The sequence below is a fragment of the Streptomyces sp. NPDC053474 genome (assembly GCF_044544845.1).
GTDB lineage: Bacteria > Actinomycetota > Actinomycetes > Streptomycetales > Streptomycetaceae > Streptomyces.
The window spans coordinates 36718-57732 of sequence record NZ_JBITXV010000024.1; the positions used below are offsets into that span (position 1 = coordinate 36718).

A 21015-nucleotide genomic window follows, 5' to 3' on the forward strand; every position below is an offset into this window, starting at 1 on the left:
TCCGAGCCGCTGGGGGTTACACACGTTCCACGATCGTCGCGATGCCCATGCCGCCGCCGACGCACAGCGTGGCGAGGCCGTAGCGCTTGTCCTGGCGCTCCAGTTCGTCGACGAGGGTGCCGAGGATCATCGCGCCGGTGGCGCCGAGGGGGTGGCCGAGGGCGATCGCGCCGCCGTTGACGTTGACCTTGTCCAGGCTCAGGCCCATGTCCTTGACGAAGCGCAGGACGACCGCCGCGAAGGCTTCGTTGATCTCGACCAGGTCGATGTCGTCGATGGTCAGACCGGCCTTGGCGAGGGCCTTGCGGGTGGCGGGGGCGGGCCCGGTGAGCATGATGGTGGGCTCGGACCCGGAGACGGCCGCGGAGACGATCCGGGCGCGCGGGGTGAGGCCGTAGCGCTCGCCGATGTCCTTGTTGCCGATGGCGACGAGGGCGGCACCGTCGACGATGCCGGAGGAGTTGCCCGCGTGGTGGACGTGGTCGATCTTCTCCACCCAGTGGTACTTCTGCAGCGCGACGGCGTCGAAGCCGCCCAGGTCGCCGATGTCCTTGAACGACGGCTTGAGCTTCGCGAGCGTGTCGGCGGTGGTGCCGGGCCGCAGGTGCTCGTCGTGGTCGAGGACGGTCAGGCCGCTGCGGTCCTTCACCGGCACGACGGACTTCGCGAAGCGGCCCTCCTTCCAGGCGGTGGCCGCGCGCTCCTGCGAGAGGGCGGCGTACTCGTCGACGTCGCGCCGCGTGTAGCCCTCCAGGGTGGCGATCAGGTCGGCGCCGATGCCCTGCGGGACGAAGCCGGTGTCGATGTTGGTCATCGGGTCGTTGAACCAGGCGCCGCCGTCGGAGGCCATGGGCACCCGCGACATGGACTCGACGCCCCCGGCGAGGACCAGGTCCTCCCAGCCCGAACGGACCTTCATCGCCGCCATGTTGACCGCCTCCAGGCCCGAGGCACAGAAGCGGTTCTCCTGGACGCCCGCGACGGTGTCCGGAAGTCCGGCCGCGATGGCGGCGATCCGCGCGATGTCGGAGCCCTGGTCGCCGACCGGCCCGACGACACCGAGGACGACGTCGTCGACGGCCGCCGGGTCGAGGCCGGGAAGGCGGCGGGTGACCTCCCGCATCAGGCCGGTGACGAGGTCGATCGGCTTGGTGCCGTGCAGGGCGCCGTTCGCCTTGCCGCGGCCGCGCGGGGTGCGGATCGCGTCGTATACGTACGCTTCGGAGCTCACTGGGAAGCCTTTCGGGGGAGGGTCGGTCGGTGCGGGGCCCGGCGGGTCGGCCGCGGGCCCCGGGGCGGTCGGGGGCGCCGACGGGGGTCAGTCGAGGAGGGCGCGGCCGATGATCTCCTTCATGATCTCGGTCGTGCCGCCGTAGATGGTCTGGATGCGGCCGTCGGTGAACGCCTTCGCGACGCGGTACTCCGTCATGTAGCCGTATCCCCCGTGCAGTTGCAGACAGCGGTCGGCGACCCGCTTCTGCAGCTCCGTGGCCCACCACTTGGCCATGGACGCGTGCACCGCGTCGAGCTGCCCGTTCGAGTGATCCATGATGCAGCGGTCCAGGAACGTGCGGGTGACGGCGCACTCGGTGGCCATCTCGGCGATCTCGAACCGGATGTGCTGGAGCTTGGCGAGCGGGCGGCCGAAGGCCTCGCGCTCCTTGACGTAGGTCTTGGTGATCTCCAGGAGGTGCTCGGCGGCGGCGATCCCGGCGACGGCGATGCCCATGCGCTCCTGCGCGAGGTTCGTCATCAGGTGGACGAACGCGCCGTTCAGCTCGCCGAGGAGGTTCTCCTTGGGCACGCGCACGTCGTGGAAGAAGAGTTCGGCGGTGTCCTGGGCCTTCTGGCCGATCTTGTCGAGGTTGCGGCCACGTTCGAAGCCGGGCATGCCGCGCTCGACGACGAGCAGCGACAGGCCGTGCGCGCCGCCCTCGGGCGTGGTCCTGGCGACGACGATGACGAGGTCGGCGAGGATGCCGTTGGAGATGAACGTCTTGGAGCCGTTGAGCAGCCAGTGGTCGCCGCGGTCCTCGGCGGTCGTGCGGATGCCCTGGAGGTCGGAGCCCGCGCCCGGCTCGGTCATGGCGATGGCGGTGATCAGCGAGCCGTCGCAGAAGCCGGGCAGCCAGCGCCGCCGCTGCTCCTCGGTGGCGAGGCCGGTCAGATACGGGCCGACGATGTCGTTGTGCAGGCCGACGGCGAGGCCCGCGGCGCCCGCGCGAGTGAACTCCTCGGCCAGCACGGCGGCGTAGCGGAAGTCGGTGGTGCCGCCGCCTCCGTACTCCTCGGGCACGGCGATCCCGAGCAGGCCCTGCTTGCCCGCCGCGCGCCAGGCGTCGCGGGAGACGATGCCGTCGCTCTCCCACCGCTCGTAGTGCGGCAGCACCTCCTTGGCGAGGAAGGTGCGCACGGTCTCGCGGAACGCGTCGTGCTCGGCGTCGAAGATCTGCCGTTCCATGGTCTTCCGTTCCGTCGTCGGGGGACGTGCGTCGGGGGACGTGCGTCGGAGGCGTGGCGGGCGGTGCGTGCGCGGGGCCTCAGGGGTGCGGCGCGGCGTCGCGCAGCGCCGGTACGTCCCAGTCGCGGGCGACGTCCTCGGTGTCGGCGCCGGGGCGCGCGGGCCCGGAGCGCACCGCCGTGGGCGTCGCCGAGAACCGGGGCGCGGGCGCGGGCTGGGTGAGGCCGCCGTGCTCGGTGAAGGTGCCGCGGGCGGCCAGGTGCGGGTGGCCGGGGGCCTCGCGCAGCGAGAGCACCGGCGCCACACAGGCGTCCGAGCCCTCGAACACGGCTGTCCACTCGGCGCGCGTACGGGTCTTGAAGCGGGCGGCGACGGCCTCGCGCAGCTCGCCCCAGCGGGCCAGGTCCCCGCGCGCGTCGGCGACGTCCTTCAGGCCCATCAGCTCGACGAACTCGTCGTAGAAGCGCTGTTCCAGGGCGCCCACGGCCATGGAGCCGCCGTCCGCCGTCTCGTACGTGCCGTAGAACGGGCAGCCGCCGTCCAGGAGGTTGGCGCCCCTGCGGTCCTGCCAGCCGCCCGCCGCGAGCATGCCGTGGATCATCATGGCCAGATGCGCGGCGCCGTCCACGATCGCGGCGTCCACGACCTGCCCGGTGCCGTGCTCCTGGGCGTGCCGCAGCGCGGCGAGCACCCCGACCACGAGGTACAGCGAGCCGCCCGCGTAGTCCCCGACGAGGTTCACCGGGACGGTGGGCGGCTCGCCGGGCGCGCCGATCATGCCGAGGGTGCCGGTGACGGCGATGTACGCGATGTCGTGCCCGGCGCGCGGCGCGAGCGGGCCCCGCTGCCCCCAGCCGGTCATGCGGCCGTAGACGAGCGCGGGGTTGCGGGCGTGGCAGTCCTCGGGGCCGACCCCGAGGCGCTCGGCGACCCCGGGGCGGTAGCCCTCGATGAGCACGTCGGCGCGCGCGACGAGGTCGAGCACGCGGCCCGCGCCGCCCGGGGCCTTCAGATCGACGAGGACGCTGCGCTTGTTGCGGTTGGTGAGGTCGTACGCGGGGTCGATGGCGAGCCCCGCGTCCCCGGGCCGGTCGACGCGTACGACGTCCGCCCCGAGGTCGGCCAGGAGCATGGCGGCGAACGGGCCGGGGCCGATGCCCGCGAGCTCCACCACGCGCACTCCGGCGAGCGGTCCGTGAACGCCCTTGTCCGGCACTGTCATTGAGCCCCCAGCGCTCTGCCGCCGCTATGACACAACTGATGTAACACCAGTGATGCTAAGAACGTGTTCCACTGGGCACAAGCCCTTGACGACCCCGAACGAGCAAGCGCTTAGCCGGGGGCGGCGCCCGGGCGCCCCGCCGCACGGTGTCCGGGCACGCTAGCCTCAGCCCCCGACAACGGCGCGGGACACGGCAGAGAGGTGCCATGACCAGTCACGACAAGGACCGTCCGTACGACATCGCGCTCTTCGGAGCGACCAGTTTCGTGGGGATGCTCACCGCCGATTACCTCGCCGCGCACGCCCCCGCCGGGCTGCGCTGGGCGATCGCCGGGCGCGACACCGCGAAGCTGGAGCGGCTGCGCGAGCGCCTCGCCGAGGACCACCCCGCGTGCGCGGAGCTGCCCCTGCTCCGGGCGGACGCGGGCGACCCCGCGTCGCTGCGCGAACTGGCCACCCGCGCGCGCGTGGTGGCCACCACCGTCGGCCCGTACCTCGCGTACGGCCAGGACCTGGTGGCCGCCTGCGCCGACGCGGGCACGGACTATCTGGACCTGTCCGGCGAGCCCGAGTTCGTGGACCGGATGTACGTACGGCACGACGCCCGCGCGCGGGAGACCGGCGCACGTCTGCTGCACGCCTGTGGCTTCGACTCGGTCCCGCACGACCTCGGGGTGTACTACACCGTGCGGCAGCTGCCCGAGGACGTGCCGTTGCGCGTCGACGGGTTCGTGCGCACCCACGCGCGCTTCTCCGGCGGCACGCTCGCCTCCGCCCTCCAGCAGTTCGCGCGCGGGCGCCAGCTGGTGGCCGCCGCCCGCGAGCGGCGGCGGCACGAGCCGCGCCTGGTGGGCCGCACCGCCGACGCGCCGCCGGGCCCGCCCCGCTACGCCGCGGAGGTCGGCGCGTGGGCGCTGCCGCTGCCGACGATCGACCCGCAGGTCGTGCGGCACTCCGCGCGGGCGCTGCCGCGCTACGGCCCCGACTTCCGCTACCGGCACTACGCCGCCGTGCGCTCGCTGCCGGTGGCCGTGGGCGGCGTCGCGGCGGTCGGCACGGTGCTCGCCGCCGCGCAGGTGCCCCCGGCCCGGCGCTGGCTCTCCGGCCTCGTCAAGCCGGGCGAGGGACCGGACGCCGCGCGCCGGGCCGCGAGCTGGTTCTCCCTGCGGTACGTCGGCGAGGGCGGCGGGCAGCGGGTGTTCACCGAGGTGAGCGGCGGCGACCCCGGGTACGGCGAGACCGCGAAGATCCTCGCGGAGGCGGCCCTGTGCCTCGCGCTCGACGACCTGCCCGAGACCTCGGGCCAGGTGACGACGGCCATCGCCATGGCCGAACCGCTCATCGCGCGGCTCACGGCGGCGGGCATCGGGTTCCGGGTGGCCGCGGTGCGCTGACGCCCCGCGGCGCCCGCCGGTTCAGCGCGTGGCCTCGCGCAGCGCCGCGCGGCACAGGGCGTCCGCCCTGCGGGTGGTCTCCGGCAGCCGGTAGCGGGGGGTGAGGTGCAGGGTGTGGGCCCGCGCGTGCGCGAGGTCCACCCGGTGGCCGACCGACACGAACACCGGCTTCACGCCCGCGCGCGTGCGCAGCGCGGCGCCGACCTCCTCCTCGCCGTCGAGGAGCGGCGCCGCGCTGCCGCGCGCGGCGTCCGGGTCCTCGTACGCGAAGGTGAAGGGGTTCTTGGCGACGCCGATCGTGGGGCGCCCGGTGACCACGCCGAGGTGGCTCGCGAGGCCGAAGCGGCGCGGGTGCGCGACGCCGTAGCCGTCGCAGACGACCAGGCCCGGGTCGACGGTGAGCGCGTCCAGGGCGGCGAGCACCGCGGGCAGCTCCCGGAAGGCCAACAGGCCCGGCACGTACGGGAACGCGACGGTGCCCACCGCCGTGGCCTCCTCGACGACGGCGAGGCTCGCCGCGTCCAGGACCACGACCGCCGCGGCGACCACGTCCCGCTCGTCGTCGTACGCCACGTCCACGCCCGTCACGTGGCCGGTGCCGGGCGGCGGACCCGGCTCGTCGCGCACCACGCGGGTGCGCAGGGCGTCCTGGACGGCACGGGCCGCCGCCTCGTCCACGGGCCAGTCGGCGGGCAGGGGCGGGATCGTCACGGTGGGCGTGTTCATGGTGATCTCAGCCTAGGGCCTCCCGGGGAGGGGGCTCCGGTACCGTTCTCGGGTCTCCGTCGTCCAGGGCGGGCGCATCGCGCGGGGCCGGGAGGGGTTGGCACAGGACGTGATATCTGGTAGCGCGCGACCACACCGCGAACCGCGAACCGCGAACCGCGAACCGCGAACCGCGAACCGGGTGCTGGGCGCCGGGCGGCCCCGAGCGCATAGCCGGAGGCCCGCGTGGGCGGTAGCCCGGAGCCGCTGCGGGCCCTGGTCGGGGGCGACGCCTGGCGCTGGTCGACGTTCCAGGGCAGCAGGACCCTGGTCGTGGCCGCGCGCACGGTCACCTCGACCGTACGGATCCTGGAGTGCCTGCCCGCGCTGCTGCGCGGCGACGCCCGGGTGACCGTCGTCTTCGCCCACGACCCGACCTCGGCGTTCGGCGAAGGCGTCGCGGACGTGCTGCACGACGCGGGCTGCCGGGTCCTGCCGTGGGACCGGCTCGGCGACATCGCGCCGGACCTCGTGCTCTCCGCCAGCGAGAACATCGACGTGCCGGACGGTGACTACCCCGTCCTCGTGCTGCCGCACGGCATCGGCTTCCAGAAGCTCGTCCCCGACTCGCGGACCCCGCGCAGCAGGCTCTCCGGAGCCGTGCCGGACGCGCTCCTGGACACCGGCCGCGCCTGGCTCGCCACCTCGCACCCCGACCAGGAGCGGCAGTTGCTCGCCGCCCACCCCAAGGCGGCCGGGCACACCCTGCTCGTCGGCGACCCCTGCTTCGACGAACTCCTCGCGAGCCGGGAGCACGCCGACGCCTACAAGGCCGCCCTCGGCGTGACGGCCGGGCAGCGGCTCGTCCTCGTCAGCTCCACCTGGGGCCCGACGTCCCTGCTCGGCCGCGTACCGGAGCTGCCCGCGCGGCTGCTCGCCGCGCTGCCCTGCGACGCGTACCGGGTGGCCGCCGTCCTGCACCCCAACGTGTGGTCCGCGCACGGGCCCTGGCAGATCCGCACCGTGCAGGCCGCCGCGCTCGACGCCGGGCTGCTGCTCGTGCCGCCGGTGCACGCCTGGCGGTCCGCGCTCGTCGCCGCCGACGCCGTGGTCGGCGACCACGGCTCGGTGACCCTGTACGGCGCGGCCCTCGGCAAGCCCGTGCTGCTCGGCGCGTACGGCAGCGACGCGGTGCCCGGCACCGCCGTGGCCCACCTCGCCCGCACCGCGCCCCGGCTCGACCTCGACGGCGACGTGCGCGCGCAGGTCGCGGCGGCGCTGCGCGCGCCGTCGCCAGCGGACCCGGCCGAGGTGGCCCGGCTGGCGTTCGCCGAGCCCGGCCTCGCGCTGCCCCGGCTGCGCGCCGCCCTCTACCGGCTGCTCGGGCTGCCCGAACCCGCGGGCGAGGCACCGTCCGCGCTCGTCCTGCCGCCGCCCCGGGCGGAGTCGCGGGAGGTCACGTCCTGGGCGGTGACCACGTCCGTCACGGACGGCGCGCGGCCGGGGCACGGCCCGGTCGTGGACGTGTGGCGCAGGCCCGCCGCCGTGTCCGGCGCGGCCGGTGACACCGCGCGTACGTACGCCCATCTCGCCTGCGACGAGGCCGAGCGGGACCGCCGCCTCACCGAAAGCGCGTCCGTCCTGACCGCCACGCGGCCCGCGCCGTCGGCCGCGGCGGCGCGGCGGTGGGCCGAGGGCACGCTGGACCGCTTCCCCGGTGCGCTGCTCGCCGCGTCGGCCGTGGCGGACGGCGGCGTCATCGTGGGACTGCGCGACGGCCGGGCGGTGGTGGCGGGCACGCGCGAGGACACCGCGCCCGGCCTCGCGGCGGCCGTCGTGTACACGTGCCTGCGGGCCGGGCTGCCCCTGGAGGCGGCGGTGACGCTGCGCGTGGGCGGGCTCCCCGAGCGGCCCGTGACGCTGCGGCGCGCCTAGGGCCGGTCCCTCAGGCCGGGCCGAGCTCCGCGAGCCGGGCGCGCACCGCGTCCGCGCGGGGGCTGCCGTAGGCCTCGTACACCTCAAGTGCCCTGGCCAGCAGGGGCCGTACGGCGTCCGGGCCGCTCCCCGTGCGGCTGAGGAGGTCGGCCAGGGCGGCCCGCGCGTCGGCTTCGTAGCCGTACGCCTCGGTCGTGTGCAGGGCCTCGGCCGCCGTAGTCAGGGCGCGTACGGCGTCGGCGGTCTCACCCAGGTGGTCGTGGGCGAGTCCGACGGCGAGTGTGGCGCGGGCGGCCATGCGGTGGTCGGCGCGGGCGGTCAGACGGGCGCGGGCGTCGCGCAGGGTGGCGAGGGCCGCGCGGGGCCGCCCGGCCGCGTCCTCGGCACGGCCGAGGAAGTACGCGGCGAGGGCGGCGCCGCGCTCCTCCCCCGCGGCCGTGTTGAGCGCGAGGGAGGCGCGGTAGGCGGCCATGGCCGCGTCCAGGTCGTGGTGTTCGAGGCTACGGCCGAGGAACTCCTGGACGGACGCGCGCAGCACGGTGTGGCCCGAGACCTCGGCGCAGGCGACGGCCGCGGCCAGCTCGGCGCGGGCCTCGTCGTGTGCGCCGAGGTCGAGCAGGGGCCGCGAGCGCAGGCTGCGCAGCCGGGCCTCGGCCGCGGGGTCGACGGCCGCGGCGGCGGCCTCGGCGCCGAGCGCGAGCGACTCCAGCCAGGGCCCGAGGTGCCGGTGGTGCAGGAACAGGACGGTGAGCGCCTCCGCCGTCTGCCAGAGGGGTACTTGGAGGCCGGGCACGCGGGCGGCGGCGCGCAGCACGCCGAGGATGTTCGGATACTGGGCTTCGAGCCAGGTCAACGGGGCGGCCCCGCCGGGGGCCGCGAACGGGTCGGGGGTGTCGCGCAGCACGTCGGTGAGGTCGGCGATCCGCAGCCGGTCCTGCCGCACGGCGCGGTCGGCGAGGGCGGTGAGCCGGAGGTAGTGGTCCAGGACACGGGCGAGCGCGGCGCGGCCGCTCGCGGGGGCGTCCTCCTGCTCCGCGCGCTCGCGGGCGTGCAGCCGGACGAGGTCGTGGACGCGGTGGCGGCCGTCCTCGGCGGCCTCCAGGAGGCTCAGCGCCTCCAGTTCGCGCAGCTGGGCGCGGGCCTGCGCGAGGTCCACGTCGGCGGCCGCCGCGACGGCCTGCTCGTCGAGGGCGGTGAGGGGCAGCGCGCCGATGAGCCGGTAGAGCCGGGCCGTGGCGGGCGGCAGCGCGCCGTAGGCGAGGTCGAGGGCGGCGGTCATGGAACGGCTCCTTCCCACGGACAGGCCCGACAGGCGGTGGGTGGCGTCGGCGAGTTCGTCGGCGAGGCGGGCCAGGGTGAGGCTGCGGGCCGTGCGCAGGCGCCCGGCGACGATGTCGAGGGCGAGCGGAAGGCGCCCGCACAGCTCGACGACGCGGGCGGCGGCGGCCGGGTCAGCGGCGACGGCTCCCGCGCACCGGTCCGCGAGCAGCCGCAGCGCGCTGGCCGTATCCAGCGGGTCGACGTACACCAGCTGGGCGTCGACGGACAGTTCGCCCAGCTCACCGCTGTCGCCGCCGAAGGTGACGAGGACGACGCTGCCGGGGCCGCGGGGCAGCAGGGCGCGCACCTGCGCGGCGCGGCTGACGTTCTCCAGGACGACGAGCAGCGGCTGTTCGGCGGTGCGGGAGCGGAAGCGGGCGGCGCGCTCGTGGAGGGAGTCGGGGATGAGGGGCTCGTCGACGCCGAGGGACCGCAGGAACTGTCCGGCGGCCTCGGAGACGTCGGCGCCCTCCCGCCGGTCCCGCAGGGCGGCGAAGTCGTGGTAGAGCTGCCCGCCCCGGAACAGGGCGCGCCTGCGCTCCGCCCAGTGCCTGATCACCGCCGTGGTACCGACGCCGGGCAGCCCCTGGAGCACCGCGACGCCCACGGGGACGTCCCGGCCCGGCGCCGCGAGGGCGTCCAGGCGCGCCAGGACGTCGACCTGGTTGAAGAACCGGGCGCTGAGGGGCGGCACTTCGTACGGGACCACGTGCTGCCGCGCCGGGGACGGCAGCACGTTGAGGGTCACGTCGCCCGCGACATGACCGGCCTGAACGCTGTGGCCGTGCACGGTCCCTGACAGGTCGTTGCCCCCGACGGGTGTCTCATGGTCGCCCAACTCGTCCTCCGCAAGGGTTCTTTGCCGACGCGACACCTCGGCGGGTGCCGTGCGGCTCACCGTATGCCGTGCGGCGGCGGCGCGTACCACCGCGCCGCGCCGGTCCCGGCGTTCTGCAAGGTTTCGGCAAGGCCCGGGCAAGGCTTCTGTCCGCGGTGTCGGGCATGTCCCTCGCAGAGTCCGTCTCACACCACACCGGGGGGATCCCGTGGAACGTACGCAGTGGCTGACGCTGCCCGGCTGCAAACGCGTCCTGGTCGTCGTGCACACCGAGGTGTACGGGCAGCGCCTGGGGGACGTGCTGCCGCTCCTGGAGTCCGACCTGCGGCTCCAGGTCGACTTCACGGTGGCACCGCACGCCTTCAACGCGGGCGCGCTGCGCTCGCTCAGGGCGCTCGGCACGCCCGTCCTGCCCTGGCGCGCCGCGCTGCGCGGCGACTTCGACCTGGTGCTCGCCGCCGGGTCGCAGGGCGTGGACCGGCTGCGCGGCCCGCTGGTGCGGCTGCCGCACGGCGCGGGCCACATCAAGCTGTCCAGGCCCCTGGACGACCGGGATCCGGGGGCGCCGCGCACGGTCGGCGGGCTCGGCCCGCAGTATCTGACGCGCAACGGGCGGGTCGTCCCGGCCGCGCTCGCCCTCGCGCACGAGGAGGACCTGACGACGCTGGGGCGCAGCTGCCCCGACGCGCTGCCCGTCGCCGAGGTGGTGGGCGACGCGACGTACGACCGGATCGTGGCGAGCCTGCCGCTGCGGCGCCGCTACCGGGCGGCCCTGGGCTTGCGCGGCGGACGCAAGCTGCTCCTGGTCTGCTCGACGTGGGGGCCCGGCTCGTCCTTCAGCCGCTTCGACGCGCTCCTGCCCCGGCTGCTCACGGAGCTGCCCCGGGAGGAGTTCCAGGTGGCCGTCCTGGTGCACCCCAACGTGTGGGCCGGGCACGGGGACTGGCAGGTGCGCTCCTGGCTGTCCGCGGCGCGGCGGCACGGCATCGCCGTCCTGCCGCCGGAGGCCGACTGGCGGGCGCCGCTGATCGCCGCGGACTGGGTGATCGGCGACCACGGCTCGGTGACCCTGTACGCGACGCTGACCCGGGCCGCCGTGCTCCTCGCGCGCTTCCCCGAGGCCGACGTCGACCCGGCGTCGCCCGGGGCCGAGCTGGCCAGGGTCGCCCCGGCCCTGTCGTGCGCGCGCCCGCTGCCCGAACAGCTCGCGTACGCGCGCGCCGAGTACCCGGGCGAGCGGTACGCGCGCATCGGCCGCCGCATCTCCTCCGAGCCGGGCCGCTTCGGCCGCAACGCCCGGCGCCTGCTGTACCGCGTCCTCGGCCTCGGCGAGCCCGCGTACGCGCCCGCCCTGCCGCCGCTCCCGGTGCCCCGGCGCCGCTCGCGCGACCACCGGGACGAGGTGCCCGCGTGACCGGGCCCGTCCTTGTGTGCTTCGACGCGGGGTGCCCCGGCGGCGCGGGCGAGGCCTGGCGGGAGTGCGCGGACGTGCTGTACGGCGGCCGCCCGTACGCCGCCGCCGAGGTGCCGGTGGTGGCCGGGCGGCTGCTGGACCGGTATCCGGGGTGCGCCCTGGTGGTGCTGCGGGTGCGGGGCGGGGGCCGCGTCGCGGTGAGCCGCGGCGGCGCGCGGCACGGGCGGGCCGGGAGCGGGGGCCTCGGGGGTCTCCTGGCCTTCGCCGTCGCCGCGTACGGACGCCTGGTTCAGGAGGGTGCGGGCGGGGCCGCGGGGTCCGGCGGCGGGAGCTGCCGGATGCGGCGGGCCAGCCGGTCGGTGTCGGGGGCCCCGGCCGACGTGTAGCGGGCCAGGGAGCCTTCGTACCAGTGGAGGGCCGCGGCCGGGTCCCCGCGGTCCTCGGCGCTCTCGCCGAGCATCTCCAGGACCCGGCCCTGCCAGTGCGTCGCCCCCGTGGCCTCGAACTCGGCCAGGGCGGCGCGCAGTTGCTCCTCACCGACGGCCCGCTCGCCGCCGCCGATGAGGGTGCGGCAGTGGCCGATGAAGGCCAGGGCGCGGGCGGCGTCGTAGGGGTCGTCCTCGGCGAGCAGGTCGACGCGGGCGCGCGCGAGCGGCCCCAGGGCGTCGTCCGGGCGGCCCGCGGCCAGGGCGACGTCGCCGAGGCAGATCCGCGTCAGGGCGGTGCCGCGCCGGTGGCCGACCGCCTCGCGCAGGGCGAGGGCCCGCTCGAAGTGGTCGGCGGCCTCCGCGAGCCGCCCGGCGAGCCGGCACGACTGGCCGATGCCGTGCAGGGCCTGGGCCTCGGCGCGGTGCGCCGCGGCCAGGGCGGGGCCGCCGCCGTCGGGGTGCCCGGTCAGGCGGGCCACCTCGTCGCGGGCCGCGCGCAGGGCCTGGGTGAACCAGGCGATCGCCTCGTCGTGGCGGCCCACGTTGCGCAGCCCGGTGCCGCCGGAGGTGAGCATGCGGCTCTCGCCCTCGCGGTCGCCCGCCCGGCGCGCCGCCGCGAGGCCCCGCTCGTGCGCCTCGATCCACAGGTCGTAGGGGCGCAGCCGCAGGAACATGGGCCACAGGGCGTCGGCGAGCTGCCACACGCCGGCGTACATGCCCTTGGCCTCCGCGGTGCGCAGCACGGTCATCAGCTGGGTGCGTTCGGCGTCGAGCCAGCGCAGCGCGCCGGGCGCGTCGGCGAACGGCGGCTCCTGGGCGACGGGTTCGGCGTAGTCGCGGCGCAGGGTGCGGTGGCTCGGGCTCAGCAGGGCTTCGGCGGCGGTCGCGGCGGCGAGGTGGTAGTCCACGACGCGCCGCACCGCGGCGGCGGCCTCCGCGGCCGTCTCCTCGGCCTCGGCCAGGCGCTGCGCGTGCGCCCGGACCAGGTCGTGGAACCGGTATCTGCCAAGGCCCGTGCGCGGGTCGGGGCCGAGGTCCTCCAGGAGGTTGACCTCGGCGAGCTCGTCCAGGACGTCCACGGCGTCGTCGCCGGGGCCCAGACGGCAGGCGGCCGCCGCGACCGGCGGGGTGAGCACGGCGACCGGGGCCAGGCCCAGGCAGCGGTAGCAGCGGGCGAGTTCGGGCTCCAGCTGGCGGTACGAGGCGTCCAGGGCGCCGCGCACGGCGTACTCGCCCTCGATGCGCAGCGCGTCCAGGGCGGGGGCGGCGCCCCGGCCGAGCGCACCCGCCATCGCGGCGAGGGGCTGGCGGGGCCGGGCCGCGAGGCGGGCGGCGGCCACGCACACGGCGAGCGGCAGGCCCGCGCAGGCCGTGGCGACCCTGAGGGCCGCCTCGGGCTCGCGGTGCACGCGGTCGGCGCCGACCCTGCGGCTGAGCAGCCGTACGGCGTCCTTGGCGGCGAGCACGTCGAGGGGCTGGAAGGCCGCGCCGTCCATGCCGAGGCCGGTCAGGCGCCCCCTGCTGGTGACGACGGTGAGCGCGCGCTGGGTGCCGGGCAGCAGGGGGCGGACCTGGGCGGCGCTCAGGGCGTTGTCGAGCAGGACCGCGATCCGCGCTCCGGCGGTGGCGGTGCGCCACAGGGCCGCGCGTTCGCGCAGTTCCGCGGGCGGCTGCTCGTGGCCGAGGGCGCGCAGGAACTCGCCGAGCAGTTCGTTGGGCCGGGCCGGGCCGTCGTCGGCGTGGCCGCGCAGATCGGCGTAGAGCTGGCCGTCGGGGAAGGCGTCGGCGTGGGCGAGCAGCCACCGGCGGGCCAGGGCGGTCTTGCCGACGCCCGCGGGGCCGCTGATGACGACGATCCGCGACGGGTGCCGGGCGGCGGCCACGAGCCGGTCGAGGGCGGCGAGTTCGGTGCGGCGGTTGGTGAAGTGGGCGGGCACGGGCGGGAGCTGGCGCGGGGCCGGGGGCGAGGGGGGCCGGGCCGCGGGGTGGATGTGGACGTCGCCGTGGATGCCGTGGGCCTGGAGGACGGGCCCGGTGATGTGGGCGCCAGGCCCGATGGTGTTGGCGGTGGCCGGGTCCGGTCTTCGGCCCGCGCCGCGAGCGGGGCTCGCCTCCTCGGGGTGGCCGGGGTCGTGGGGCCGGGCCAGATCCGGTTCGGCGTCCGTCAGTTCGGTGAGCCAGGCCGTCAGGGCCACCGCAAGGAGCGGCCGCTCGCGCGCGTCCGCCGCGAGGGCCTCGGCGACCGCGTGCACGACCTCCGGGCCCCGGTGCCCCGCCTCCGTGGCCGCCCAGGCGCGCACCAGGGCGGCCGTGGCGGGCGCGGCGGACGTGCGGGCGAGCACGCGCAGGGCGTCGCGGTGGCGCGGCAGGGCGGCGGCCCGCGGCAGCGCGGCCATCAGCGCGACGGCCGTCACCTGCTCCATTCCGCCGCCCTTTCCCCGCTTCACCGTGGCCGTGCGCGTTACCGTTCCAGCGTTGTACCCGCCCACATCTGATCGAATAACTAAGCAATCCGAACGACAAAGCAAATCAAGCCAATAAAAGAAGTCGCGCCCCCTCCTGATGTGAACGATATGGACCGCGTGCGATTCTTTAACGCCCAACCAGAGCGCGAGCCGACCTGCGGAGCACCGGGAGGCACTGGTGGACTTGGGCATTCGCGTCCTCGGCCCCGTCGAGCTGCGCCGCGCCGGGCACGGCGACCGCCTCGGGTCGGCGAAGGAGCGCCTGGTCCTCGCCGCCCTCGCGCTCGACGCGGGCCGCCCGGTCTCCCTGGACACCCTCATCCACCGGCTGTGGGAGGACGCCCCGCCCGCCAAGCCGCGCGCCAGCGTGCACGCGTACGCGGCGCGCATCCGCCGCCGGCTCCGGGCCGTGTGCGACGGCGAGCTGCTCCTCCAGCAGGCGCACACCTACACGCTCGCACTGCACCCGCGCCAGGTCGACTGCCACCGCTTCGCCGAACTCGCCGACCGGGCCCGCTCCTTGACCGACGGCGGCGGCGACGCCGAGGCCCTCGGCCTGCTGCGCGAGGCGGAGGAGCTGTGGCGCGGCGAGCCGCTGGCCGGGCTTCCGGGGCTCTGGGCCGCGCGGGTGCGCGCGAGCCTGGAGGAGAAGCACCTCGCCGCACAGCTGACCCGCTTCGGCATCGAGCTGCGCCGGGGCCACTTCGCCGAGCTGGTGCCCGAGGTGGGCGCGCTCCTGGAGCGGTACCCGAGCGACGAGACGCTCGCCTGCCAGCTGATGACCGCCGCCTACGGCTGCGGGCGGCAGTCCGACGCCCTGCGCGTGTACGACACCGTCCGCCGAAGACTGCGCGAACAGCTCGGCACCGACCCGGGCGACGCGCTCACCCGGCTGCACCGGCTCGTCCTGAACGGCGCGCCCCTGCACGAGCTCCTGCCGCCGCCCGAGCCCGCCGTGGCCGCGCCCCGCACCCTGCCGAGCCACCCCGAACTGGTCGGCCGCACCCATGAGTTGGACACCATCCTGAGCGCGGCGCCCGCGCGGGCCGAGCCCGGCGCCGTCATCGCGCTCCAGGCCATCTCCGGCATGGCCGGGGTCGGCAAGTCCCTGCTCGCCCTGCACGCGGCGCGGCGCCTGGGCGGCCGCTACCCCGACGGCCAGATCCATCTCGACCTGCGCGCGCACTCCCCCGGCCAGGAGCCCCTCACGCCCGAGGCCGCGCTGATGGCGCTCCTGCGGGTCCTCGGCGTACCGGCCCGCGCCGTCCCCGACACCCTCGACGAACTCGTCAGCCTGTGGCGTACGTTGCTCAGCGCCCGGCGCGCGGTCATCGTCCTCGACGACGCGGCGGGCCCCGAGCAGCTGCGCCCGCTCCTGCCCGGCGCCTCCCCCTCGCTCGTGATCATCACGAGCCGCCGCCGGATCACCGGGCTTCCCGGGGTGCGGCCCGTCCTGCTCGACGTGCTGCCGCCGGACGACGCCGTCGCGCTCTTCCGGCGCCTGGCCGGGCCGGAGCGCACGGGCCGCGCCCACGAGGTCGCGGACATCGTCCGGCTCTCCGGGTACCTCCCGCTCGCCATCGAACTGGCCGCCGGACGCCTCGCCTCGCGGCCCGCCTGGACCACCGCGAACCTGCTGCACCGGCTCACCCACGGGCACGGGTGCCTCGCGGAGATCCGCGACGGGAGCCGCGAAATGGTGCGCGCGTTTGAAGTCTCGTACATGACCTTGACCGCCGAAGAGCGGGCCGTTTTCCGGAAGCTCGGGCTCCAACTCGGGCCTGATTTCGAGACGTTCACGACGGCCGCGCTCACGGGGCTTCCCGTGCACCGCGCCGAGCGCGTCCTGGAGTCCCTCCTGGACGCGCATCTCATTCAGGAGCCGAGGCCCGAGCGCTATGTTTTCCATGATCTGCTGGGTGAATATGCGCGCACGCTTTCCCTGTCCGAAGATCCAGCCGACGCACGCGACGGGGCGCTGCGCGGGTTGATCGATTTCTACGTACAGGCATCCGACGCCGCGGACCGCCTGGTCTATCCCCGCCGGGCCCGCCCCGAGCTGCCCCGCCCCGCCCGCGGCCACGCCCTGCCCGCCTGGCCGAGCCCCGACGCGGCCCGCCGCTGGCTCACCGCCGAACGCGCGGGCCTCGTCGCCGCGGAACGCCACTGCCGCGCCGAGAACGCCCTCGAGGACGCGGCGCTGCTCGCGGGGGCGCTGGCGAACTTCCTGGACGAGGAGGGCTATTCGGCGGAGTCCCAGCGCATGCTCGCGGCCGCGGCGGCGCACTGGCGGGCCGCGGAGGAGCCGAACGCGGAGGTGCACGCCCTGCTCAAGCTCGCCACCGCGCTGTCCCGCTGCGCCCGCTACGACCAGGCGAGGACCGCGCTGCGGCGCGCGCGTGCCGTCGCGGACCGGCTCGGCGACACCGTACTGAGGGCGGAGGTGCGCCATCAGCTGGGCGTGCTGCACTGGAACCTCGGCCGCCTCCTGGACGCGCTCGCCCACCAGAACGCCGCCCTCGCGCTGCGCCTGCCCACGGGCGACCTCTGGCAGATCGCCCGCTCCCAGAACAATCTCGGCATCACCCGCCTGTATTTGGGCGATGTCCGGCGGGCCGAGGAACATTTCAACGCCGCGCTCTCGGGATTTCACGCCTCCGGCGACGACCGAGAAAAGGCGCATGTACTCAACAACCTGTCCGACCTCCAAGGAAACCTCGGCAATCAGAAATCCGCGCGGGATTTCCTGCGCCGCGCCCTCGAATTACTGGCGGAATCGGGCAGCCCGTCGGAACACGCCATTACCCAGGTGAATCTCGCGCACACCATGAACTCGCCCGCCGAGCTCGACGCGATGCTGGACCTGTATCGCGATTCCCTGAATACGTTCCGGCGCATCGGCGACCGCCGCAACGCCTCCATCACGCTGCACGACATGGGCCTCGCGCTGAGCGCGGCCGACCACGCCCACGAGGCGGCCGACCAGCATCGGCGCGCCCTCGATCTGGCCCGCAGCATCGGCGCCGCCCACGAAGAGGTCCAGGCGCTGCTCGGCCTCGGCGCCGCCGAGGAGCAGACCGGGGAGCCCGCGGCCGCGGCCGGGCACCTGGAGGCGGCCATCGAGGTGGCGGACCGCTCGGGAATGGCCCACGAGGCGGACCGGGCCCGCGCGATTCTGCGCGAACTGCACACCCGGCAGCGCGAGCCGCGCACCCGCGCGGCGGCGGACGGCCGCAGCGGCGAACATGCTCGCGGAAATCCCCTGCAATAGCAGAGGAAACGCGCCTCGGTCACACACCACCCACGTTTCGGGACCACTTTCCGCAGAGGTCTTGCCTAATCCAGGCCCGTTGCTCAAGACTCTGCGATCGAGGCGACGGGGGTGCCTCATTTCCCATGCGGGTTCTACTGAGAGGTAATTTCCAAGCACATGAAAAACAAGTTCATGCGGCGAGTGGTCTTGGCGGTCGCCCTCGTAACCGCCATATGCATCCCCTCCCTGGTAGGGACGTCCGTGCCGTCTTCCGCACCCGTCGGCCACCATGTGTCGGCGATGCCCGGGACCGGCGGCGCCGACCGCGTCTGATCGCTCGCCCCGGGGCGGAGTAGCCTCAGCCCATGTTCGTCATGGAGCTCACCTACACCGCCCCGGTCGACCGCGTCGACGCCCTGCTCGCCGAGCACGTCGCCTGGCTCGACGCGCAGTATGCCGCCGGGGTGTTCCTCGCCTCGGGGCGGAAGAACCCGCGGGACGGCGGGGTGATCCTGGCCGTGGGGGACAGCCGGGAGGAGATCGAGCGGGTGGCGGCGCTCGACCCGTTCGTCACCGGCGGGGTGTGTACGTACCGGATCACCGAGTTCCTGGCCACGAAGACGGCGCCCGCCCTGGCCGAGTACCGCCAGCAGCTGCCCGCCTAGCGCCGTTCGAGGCGCGCCACGCGGCCCTTCTCGCCCGCCGCCCAGCAGCCGAGGTCCGGCGCGCAGTCCACGGTGTCGTACGAACCGGCGTCGACCGTGCGCCAGGAGCGCCCCGCGTCCGTCGTGAGGTCGGTGCCGGTGGGGCCGACGGCGAGGGCCGTGGTGCGGCTGTGCGGAAGCCAGGCGACGCCCGAGCGGTAGGCGGGCACCGGGCGCGCGGCCGCCTGCCAGGTGCGCCCGCCGTCGCGGGTCACGGCGGCGGCCCGGGGCGAGGCCTCCCCGGCGCGGTAGTCGCCGCCGACGGCGAGCCCGTGCGTACGGTCGCGGAAGGCGAGGCCGAAGACGCCGCGCGCCGGGTCCCCCGCCGGGATCGGCGCGTCGGTGGCCGTCCAGGTCAGGCCCCGGTCGGCCGAGTGCAGGACCCGGGCGCGGGCGGCGCCCCCCGTGGCCAGCCACACGTCGCGCGGGCCCGCGCTCACCAGGCACTGGCCGCTCGCGGCGAAGGCGCTCTCGCCCTCCTGGGCGGCGGGCATGCCCGTGGCCGGAAGGACCTCCCAGGAGCGGCCGCCGTCCGCGGTGGACAGGATGCGGTACGTGCCGTCCACCGGGTCGCTCATGGCGAGCCCGTGGCGGCGGTCGAAGAAGGTCATGCAGTCGTAGAAGGCCTTGGGCTCCGCGTTGCGGAAGGCCTCCGTCCAGGTCTTGCCGCCGTCGGCGGTGCGGTAGAGCCGCGAGGCCTCGCCCTCGCCGATCGCGAGGGCCACGGCCCGGCGTGCGTCGAACGCCTCGACGTCGCGGAACTCCAAGCCGGACGCCCCGGGCGGCGAGACGTTCCGCCAGTGCGCGCCGCCGTCCGCGGTGCGCAGCACGGTGCCCTTCGAACCGGCCGCCCAGGCCGTGCTCCGGCTCACGGCGGCGAGGCCGCGGAACCGGGCGTCGGTGCCGGTGGGCTTGAGGTCCCAGCGCGGGGAGCCGCCCCGGTGCGCGGCGACCCCGCCGCCACCGGCCTCCATGGACCCACCGGCCTCCGCAGCCGCACCGCCCCGGACCCCGGCCGCCGTCCCGGCCCCGGACCCCGCCCCGGCCCCGTCCGCCGCCCCGGCCGCTCCCGGCGCGACCAGGGACGCCGCCGCGAGCGCCACCGCGCCCAGCGCCACTCCCAGACCGCTCGCCCCGTGTCGCGTCACACGTCCCGTACGCACCACACGCCCCCTGACATCCGCATGCCTCAGCTGCCCCGTGGATCTCCTGGCGGGCGAAGCTAGCCCACGGCGCGGGTGGCGTCCAGATGGCCGAACCGGGGCACTCGTGCGGCCGACGGCCGGAACCGCGCCGCGGTTCACGGTGTCGCGGTGACAGAGGTCACTCGGTCCGACCGGGCCTCGCATGCACGGATTCCCCGATTCCCACGTCTATTCAAGTGCCCGACCACCGTCGTGCACACCCAGGTCGTCCAGTCGCCAGAGTCAAGGGAGCAGGCCTTGTCCACTGTCATCGAGCAGGCCGTCGAGGCCCGCCTGGTCGCCGCCGCGCCCCGGATGCCGACCATCCCCGCCACGCTCCACTACGACCAGCGCGACCCCTTCGCGGTGCGCATGAGCTTCCCGGCCCCGGCGACCCTGGAGGGCGTCGAGGTGCACTGGACCTTCGCCCGCGACCTGCTCAGCCAGGGCGTGGAGAACACGGTGGGCGACGGCGACGTCCGGGTGCGGCCGTACGGCTACGAGCGCACGGTCCTGGAGTTCCACGCCCCCGAGGGAACGGCCATCGTGCACATCCGCACCGGTGACCTGCGCCGGTTCCTGCACCGCACGATGGTCCTCGTCCCCGCGGGCCAGGAGCACCGGCACGTGGACCTGGACCAGGACCTGGCCGATCTGATGCGCGACGCCTGCTGAGGCGCGGCCGCACCCGCCACACCGGGGCCGCCGCACCCGTCACGCCGGGCCCCCGCGCGCCCCGCCGTCAGCGGCGGAAGAGGCCGTCGACCTCGCCGAAGTCGAGCCCGCCCGTCAGTGATCCGTACGTTCCCTCGGTGAGCAGTTCCCGCGCCGCCCCGCGCACCAGCGCGTGCGCCGCCTGGGCGAGGCCCGAGCCGACGCTGACGCGCGCCACGCCGAGGGCGGCGAGCCGCGCCACCGGCGGTGCCCCCGGCCCCGCCATCACGTTGACGGGACCGTCGACCTTCGCGACCAGGGCCTCGACGGTCTCCGGGTCCACCACCCCGGGGACGAAGACGCCGTCGGCCCCGGCGTCGAGGAACGCGGCGGCCCGCTCCAGGGTCAGCGCGAGCCGTTCCGCCACCCCCTCCCCCGCGCCGCGCAGATAGGTGTCGACGCGCGCGTTCACGAACAGGGACACGCCCGCCGCGTCGGCGGCGCCGCGCGCGGCCGCGATCCGCCCGGCCTGCTCGGCGACGGGCCGCAGCGGCTCGCCCCCGGTGTGGCGGCCGTCCTCGATGTTCACGCCGACCGCGCCCGCGGCGAGGACCGCCCGGACGGTCTCGGCGACGCCCGCGGCGTCCTCGGCGTAGCCGCCCTCAACGTCGGCGGTCACGGGCACGGAGACCGTGTCCACGATCCGGGCCACGGCGGCGAGCGCCTGGTCACGGGTGAGCCGGTCGCCGTCACCGGCACCGAGGGCCCAGGCGAGCCCGGCGCTCGTGGTGGCGACGGCGGCGGCTCCCGCCGTCTCCACGAGCCGGGCGCTGGCGGCGTCCCAGGCGTTGGGCAGGACCAGCGGGGACCCGGGGACGTGCAGGTCACGGAAGGCGGTCGCGAGGTCGTTCTCATGCGTCATGCGCAGCACTCAACCAGCCCCGCCGCACCCGGTCCGGCAGGAATCCGACACGGTCGTCGAGGACGCCGCACCCGCGCCCGCACCCGGGGCGGAGGAAAATCGCGTTGACAGCGCTT

The 21015-nt window shown here is 75.7% G+C and carries 15 protein-coding genes; 7 read left to right on the forward strand and 8 right to left on the reverse strand.

Annotated features, from left to right (window positions below; all coding sequences use genetic code 11):
- Positions 1-16: 16 nt before the first annotated feature.
- The 3 genes from ACIG3E_RS37830 to ACIG3E_RS37840 form a co-directional block, all read right to left on the reverse strand.
- Positions 17-1231 (reverse strand): acetyl-CoA C-acetyltransferase, encoded by a 1215-nt coding sequence (locus ACIG3E_RS37830; protein WP_399625083.1) that lies wholly within the window; start codon positions 1229-1231, stop codon positions 17-19.
- Positions 1232-1318: 87 nt separating this feature from the next.
- Positions 1319-2461, reverse strand: a complete 1143-nt coding sequence (locus ACIG3E_RS37835) for an acyl-CoA dehydrogenase family protein (protein WP_399625085.1) — start codon at positions 2459-2461, stop codon at positions 1319-1321.
- Between the two features lie 79 nt (positions 2462-2540).
- On the reverse strand, positions 2541-3683 hold the full coding sequence (locus ACIG3E_RS37840) for a CaiB/BaiF CoA transferase family protein (protein WP_399625087.1): 1143 nt from the start codon (positions 3681-3683) through the stop codon (positions 2541-2543).
- Positions 3684-3889: 206 nt separating this feature from the next.
- Between ACIG3E_RS37840 and ACIG3E_RS37845 the strand changes: the two genes are divergently transcribed.
- Entirely contained in the window at positions 3890-5077 is a 1188-nt protein-coding gene (locus ACIG3E_RS37845; protein ID WP_399625089.1) for a saccharopine dehydrogenase family protein, read from the forward strand.
- 21 nt (positions 5078-5098) lie between these two features.
- Here ACIG3E_RS37845 and ACIG3E_RS37850 read toward each other — a convergent pair whose 3' ends face one another.
- Entirely contained in the window at positions 5099-5803 is a 705-nt protein-coding gene (locus tag ACIG3E_RS37850) for an endonuclease V (RefSeq protein WP_399625091.1), read from the reverse strand.
- A gap of 225 nt (positions 5804-6028) precedes the next feature.
- Here ACIG3E_RS37850 and ACIG3E_RS37855 point away from each other — a divergent pair, with 225 nt between their 5' ends.
- Positions 6029-7717: a hypothetical protein gene (locus ACIG3E_RS37855; protein ID WP_399625093.1), complete on the forward strand. Its 1689-nt coding sequence runs from the start codon at positions 6029-6031 to the stop codon at positions 7715-7717.
- Between the two features lie 10 nt (positions 7718-7727).
- On the opposite strand, the gene ACIG3E_RS37860 is transcribed toward ACIG3E_RS37855, so the two are convergent.
- Entirely contained in the window at positions 7728-9875 is a 2148-nt protein-coding gene (locus tag ACIG3E_RS37860; RefSeq protein ID WP_399625094.1) for a hypothetical protein, read from the reverse strand.
- 208 nt (positions 9876-10083) lie between these two features.
- Here ACIG3E_RS37860 and ACIG3E_RS37865 point away from each other — a divergent pair, with 208 nt between their 5' ends.
- Entirely contained in the window at positions 10084-11289 is a 1206-nt protein-coding gene (locus ACIG3E_RS37865; RefSeq protein WP_399625096.1) for a hypothetical protein, read from the forward strand.
- Positions 11286-11675: a hypothetical protein gene (locus ACIG3E_RS37870; protein WP_399625098.1), complete on the forward strand. Its 390-nt coding sequence runs from the start codon at positions 11286-11288 to the stop codon at positions 11673-11675. The genes ACIG3E_RS37865 and ACIG3E_RS37870 overlap by 4 nt, the downstream gene beginning before the upstream one ends.
- On the opposite strand, the gene ACIG3E_RS37875 is transcribed toward ACIG3E_RS37870, so the two are convergent.
- Entirely contained in the window at positions 11579-14140 is a 2562-nt protein-coding gene (locus tag ACIG3E_RS37875; RefSeq protein WP_399625099.1) for an ATP-binding protein, read from the reverse strand. The two genes, ACIG3E_RS37870 and ACIG3E_RS37875, sit on opposite strands and share 97 nt — an antisense overlap.
- Positions 14141-14360: 220 nt before the next feature.
- On the opposite strand from ACIG3E_RS37875, the gene ACIG3E_RS37880 reads away from it, so the two are divergent.
- Together ACIG3E_RS37880 and ACIG3E_RS37885 are read left to right on the forward strand one after the other, a co-directional pair.
- Positions 14361-17453, forward strand: a complete 3093-nt coding sequence (locus ACIG3E_RS37880) for a BTAD domain-containing putative transcriptional regulator (protein ID WP_399625101.1) — start codon at positions 14361-14363, stop codon at positions 17451-17453.
- A 347-nt stretch (positions 17454-17800) separates the two neighbouring features.
- Entirely contained in the window at positions 17801-18100 is a 300-nt protein-coding gene (locus ACIG3E_RS37885; protein WP_399625104.1) for a YciI family protein, read from the forward strand.
- On the opposite strand, the gene ACIG3E_RS37890 is transcribed toward ACIG3E_RS37885, so the two are convergent.
- Entirely contained in the window at positions 18097-19113 is a 1017-nt protein-coding gene (locus ACIG3E_RS37890) for a WD40/YVTN/BNR-like repeat-containing protein (RefSeq protein ID WP_399625203.1), read from the reverse strand. The genes ACIG3E_RS37885 and ACIG3E_RS37890 overlap by 4 nt on opposite strands.
- A gap of 468 nt (positions 19114-19581) precedes the next feature.
- Between ACIG3E_RS37890 and ACIG3E_RS37895 the strand changes: the two genes are divergently transcribed.
- The gene (locus ACIG3E_RS37895; RefSeq protein ID WP_399625106.1) at positions 19582-19998 is read left to right on the forward strand and encodes an SsgA family sporulation/cell division regulator; all 417 of its coding nucleotides are present in this window, start codon (positions 19582-19584) and stop codon (positions 19996-19998) included.
- A 67-nt stretch (positions 19999-20065) separates the two neighbouring features.
- On the opposite strand, the gene ACIG3E_RS37900 is transcribed toward ACIG3E_RS37895, so the two are convergent.
- Positions 20066-20899 (reverse strand): isocitrate lyase/phosphoenolpyruvate mutase family protein, encoded by an 834-nt coding sequence (locus tag ACIG3E_RS37900; protein WP_399625108.1) that lies wholly within the window; start codon positions 20897-20899, stop codon positions 20066-20068.
- Positions 20900-21015 lie beyond the last annotated feature (116 nt).

Coding starts and splice junctions, on each gene's coding strand:
- ACIG3E_RS37835 (WP_399625085.1), bottom strand. CDS start 2,461: ATGGAACGGCAGATCTTCGACGCCGAGCACGACGCGTTCCGCGAGACC.
- ACIG3E_RS37840 (WP_399625087.1), bottom strand. CDS start 3,683: ATGACAGTGCCGGACAAGGGCGTTCACGGACCGCTCGCCGGAGTGCGC.
- ACIG3E_RS37845 (WP_399625089.1), top strand. CDS start 3,890: ATGACCAGTCACGACAAGGACCGTCCGTACGACATCGCGCTCTTCGGA.
- ACIG3E_RS37850 (WP_399625091.1), bottom strand. CDS start 5,803: ATGAACACGCCCACCGTGACGATCCCGCCCCTGCCCGCCGACTGGCCC.
- ACIG3E_RS37875 (WP_399625099.1), bottom strand. CDS start 14,140: ATGGAGCAGGTGACGGCCGTCGCGCTGATGGCCGCGCTGCCGCGGGCC.
- ACIG3E_RS37885 (WP_399625104.1), top strand. CDS start 17,801: ATGTTCGTCATGGAGCTCACCTACACCGCCCCGGTCGACCGCGTCGAC.
- ACIG3E_RS37890 (WP_399625203.1), bottom strand. CDS start 19,113: ATGGAGGCCGGTGGCGGCGGGGTCGCCGCGCACCGGGGCGGCTCCCCG.
- ACIG3E_RS37900 (WP_399625108.1), bottom strand. CDS start 20,899: ATGACGCATGAGAACGACCTCGCGACCGCCTTCCGTGACCTGCACGTC.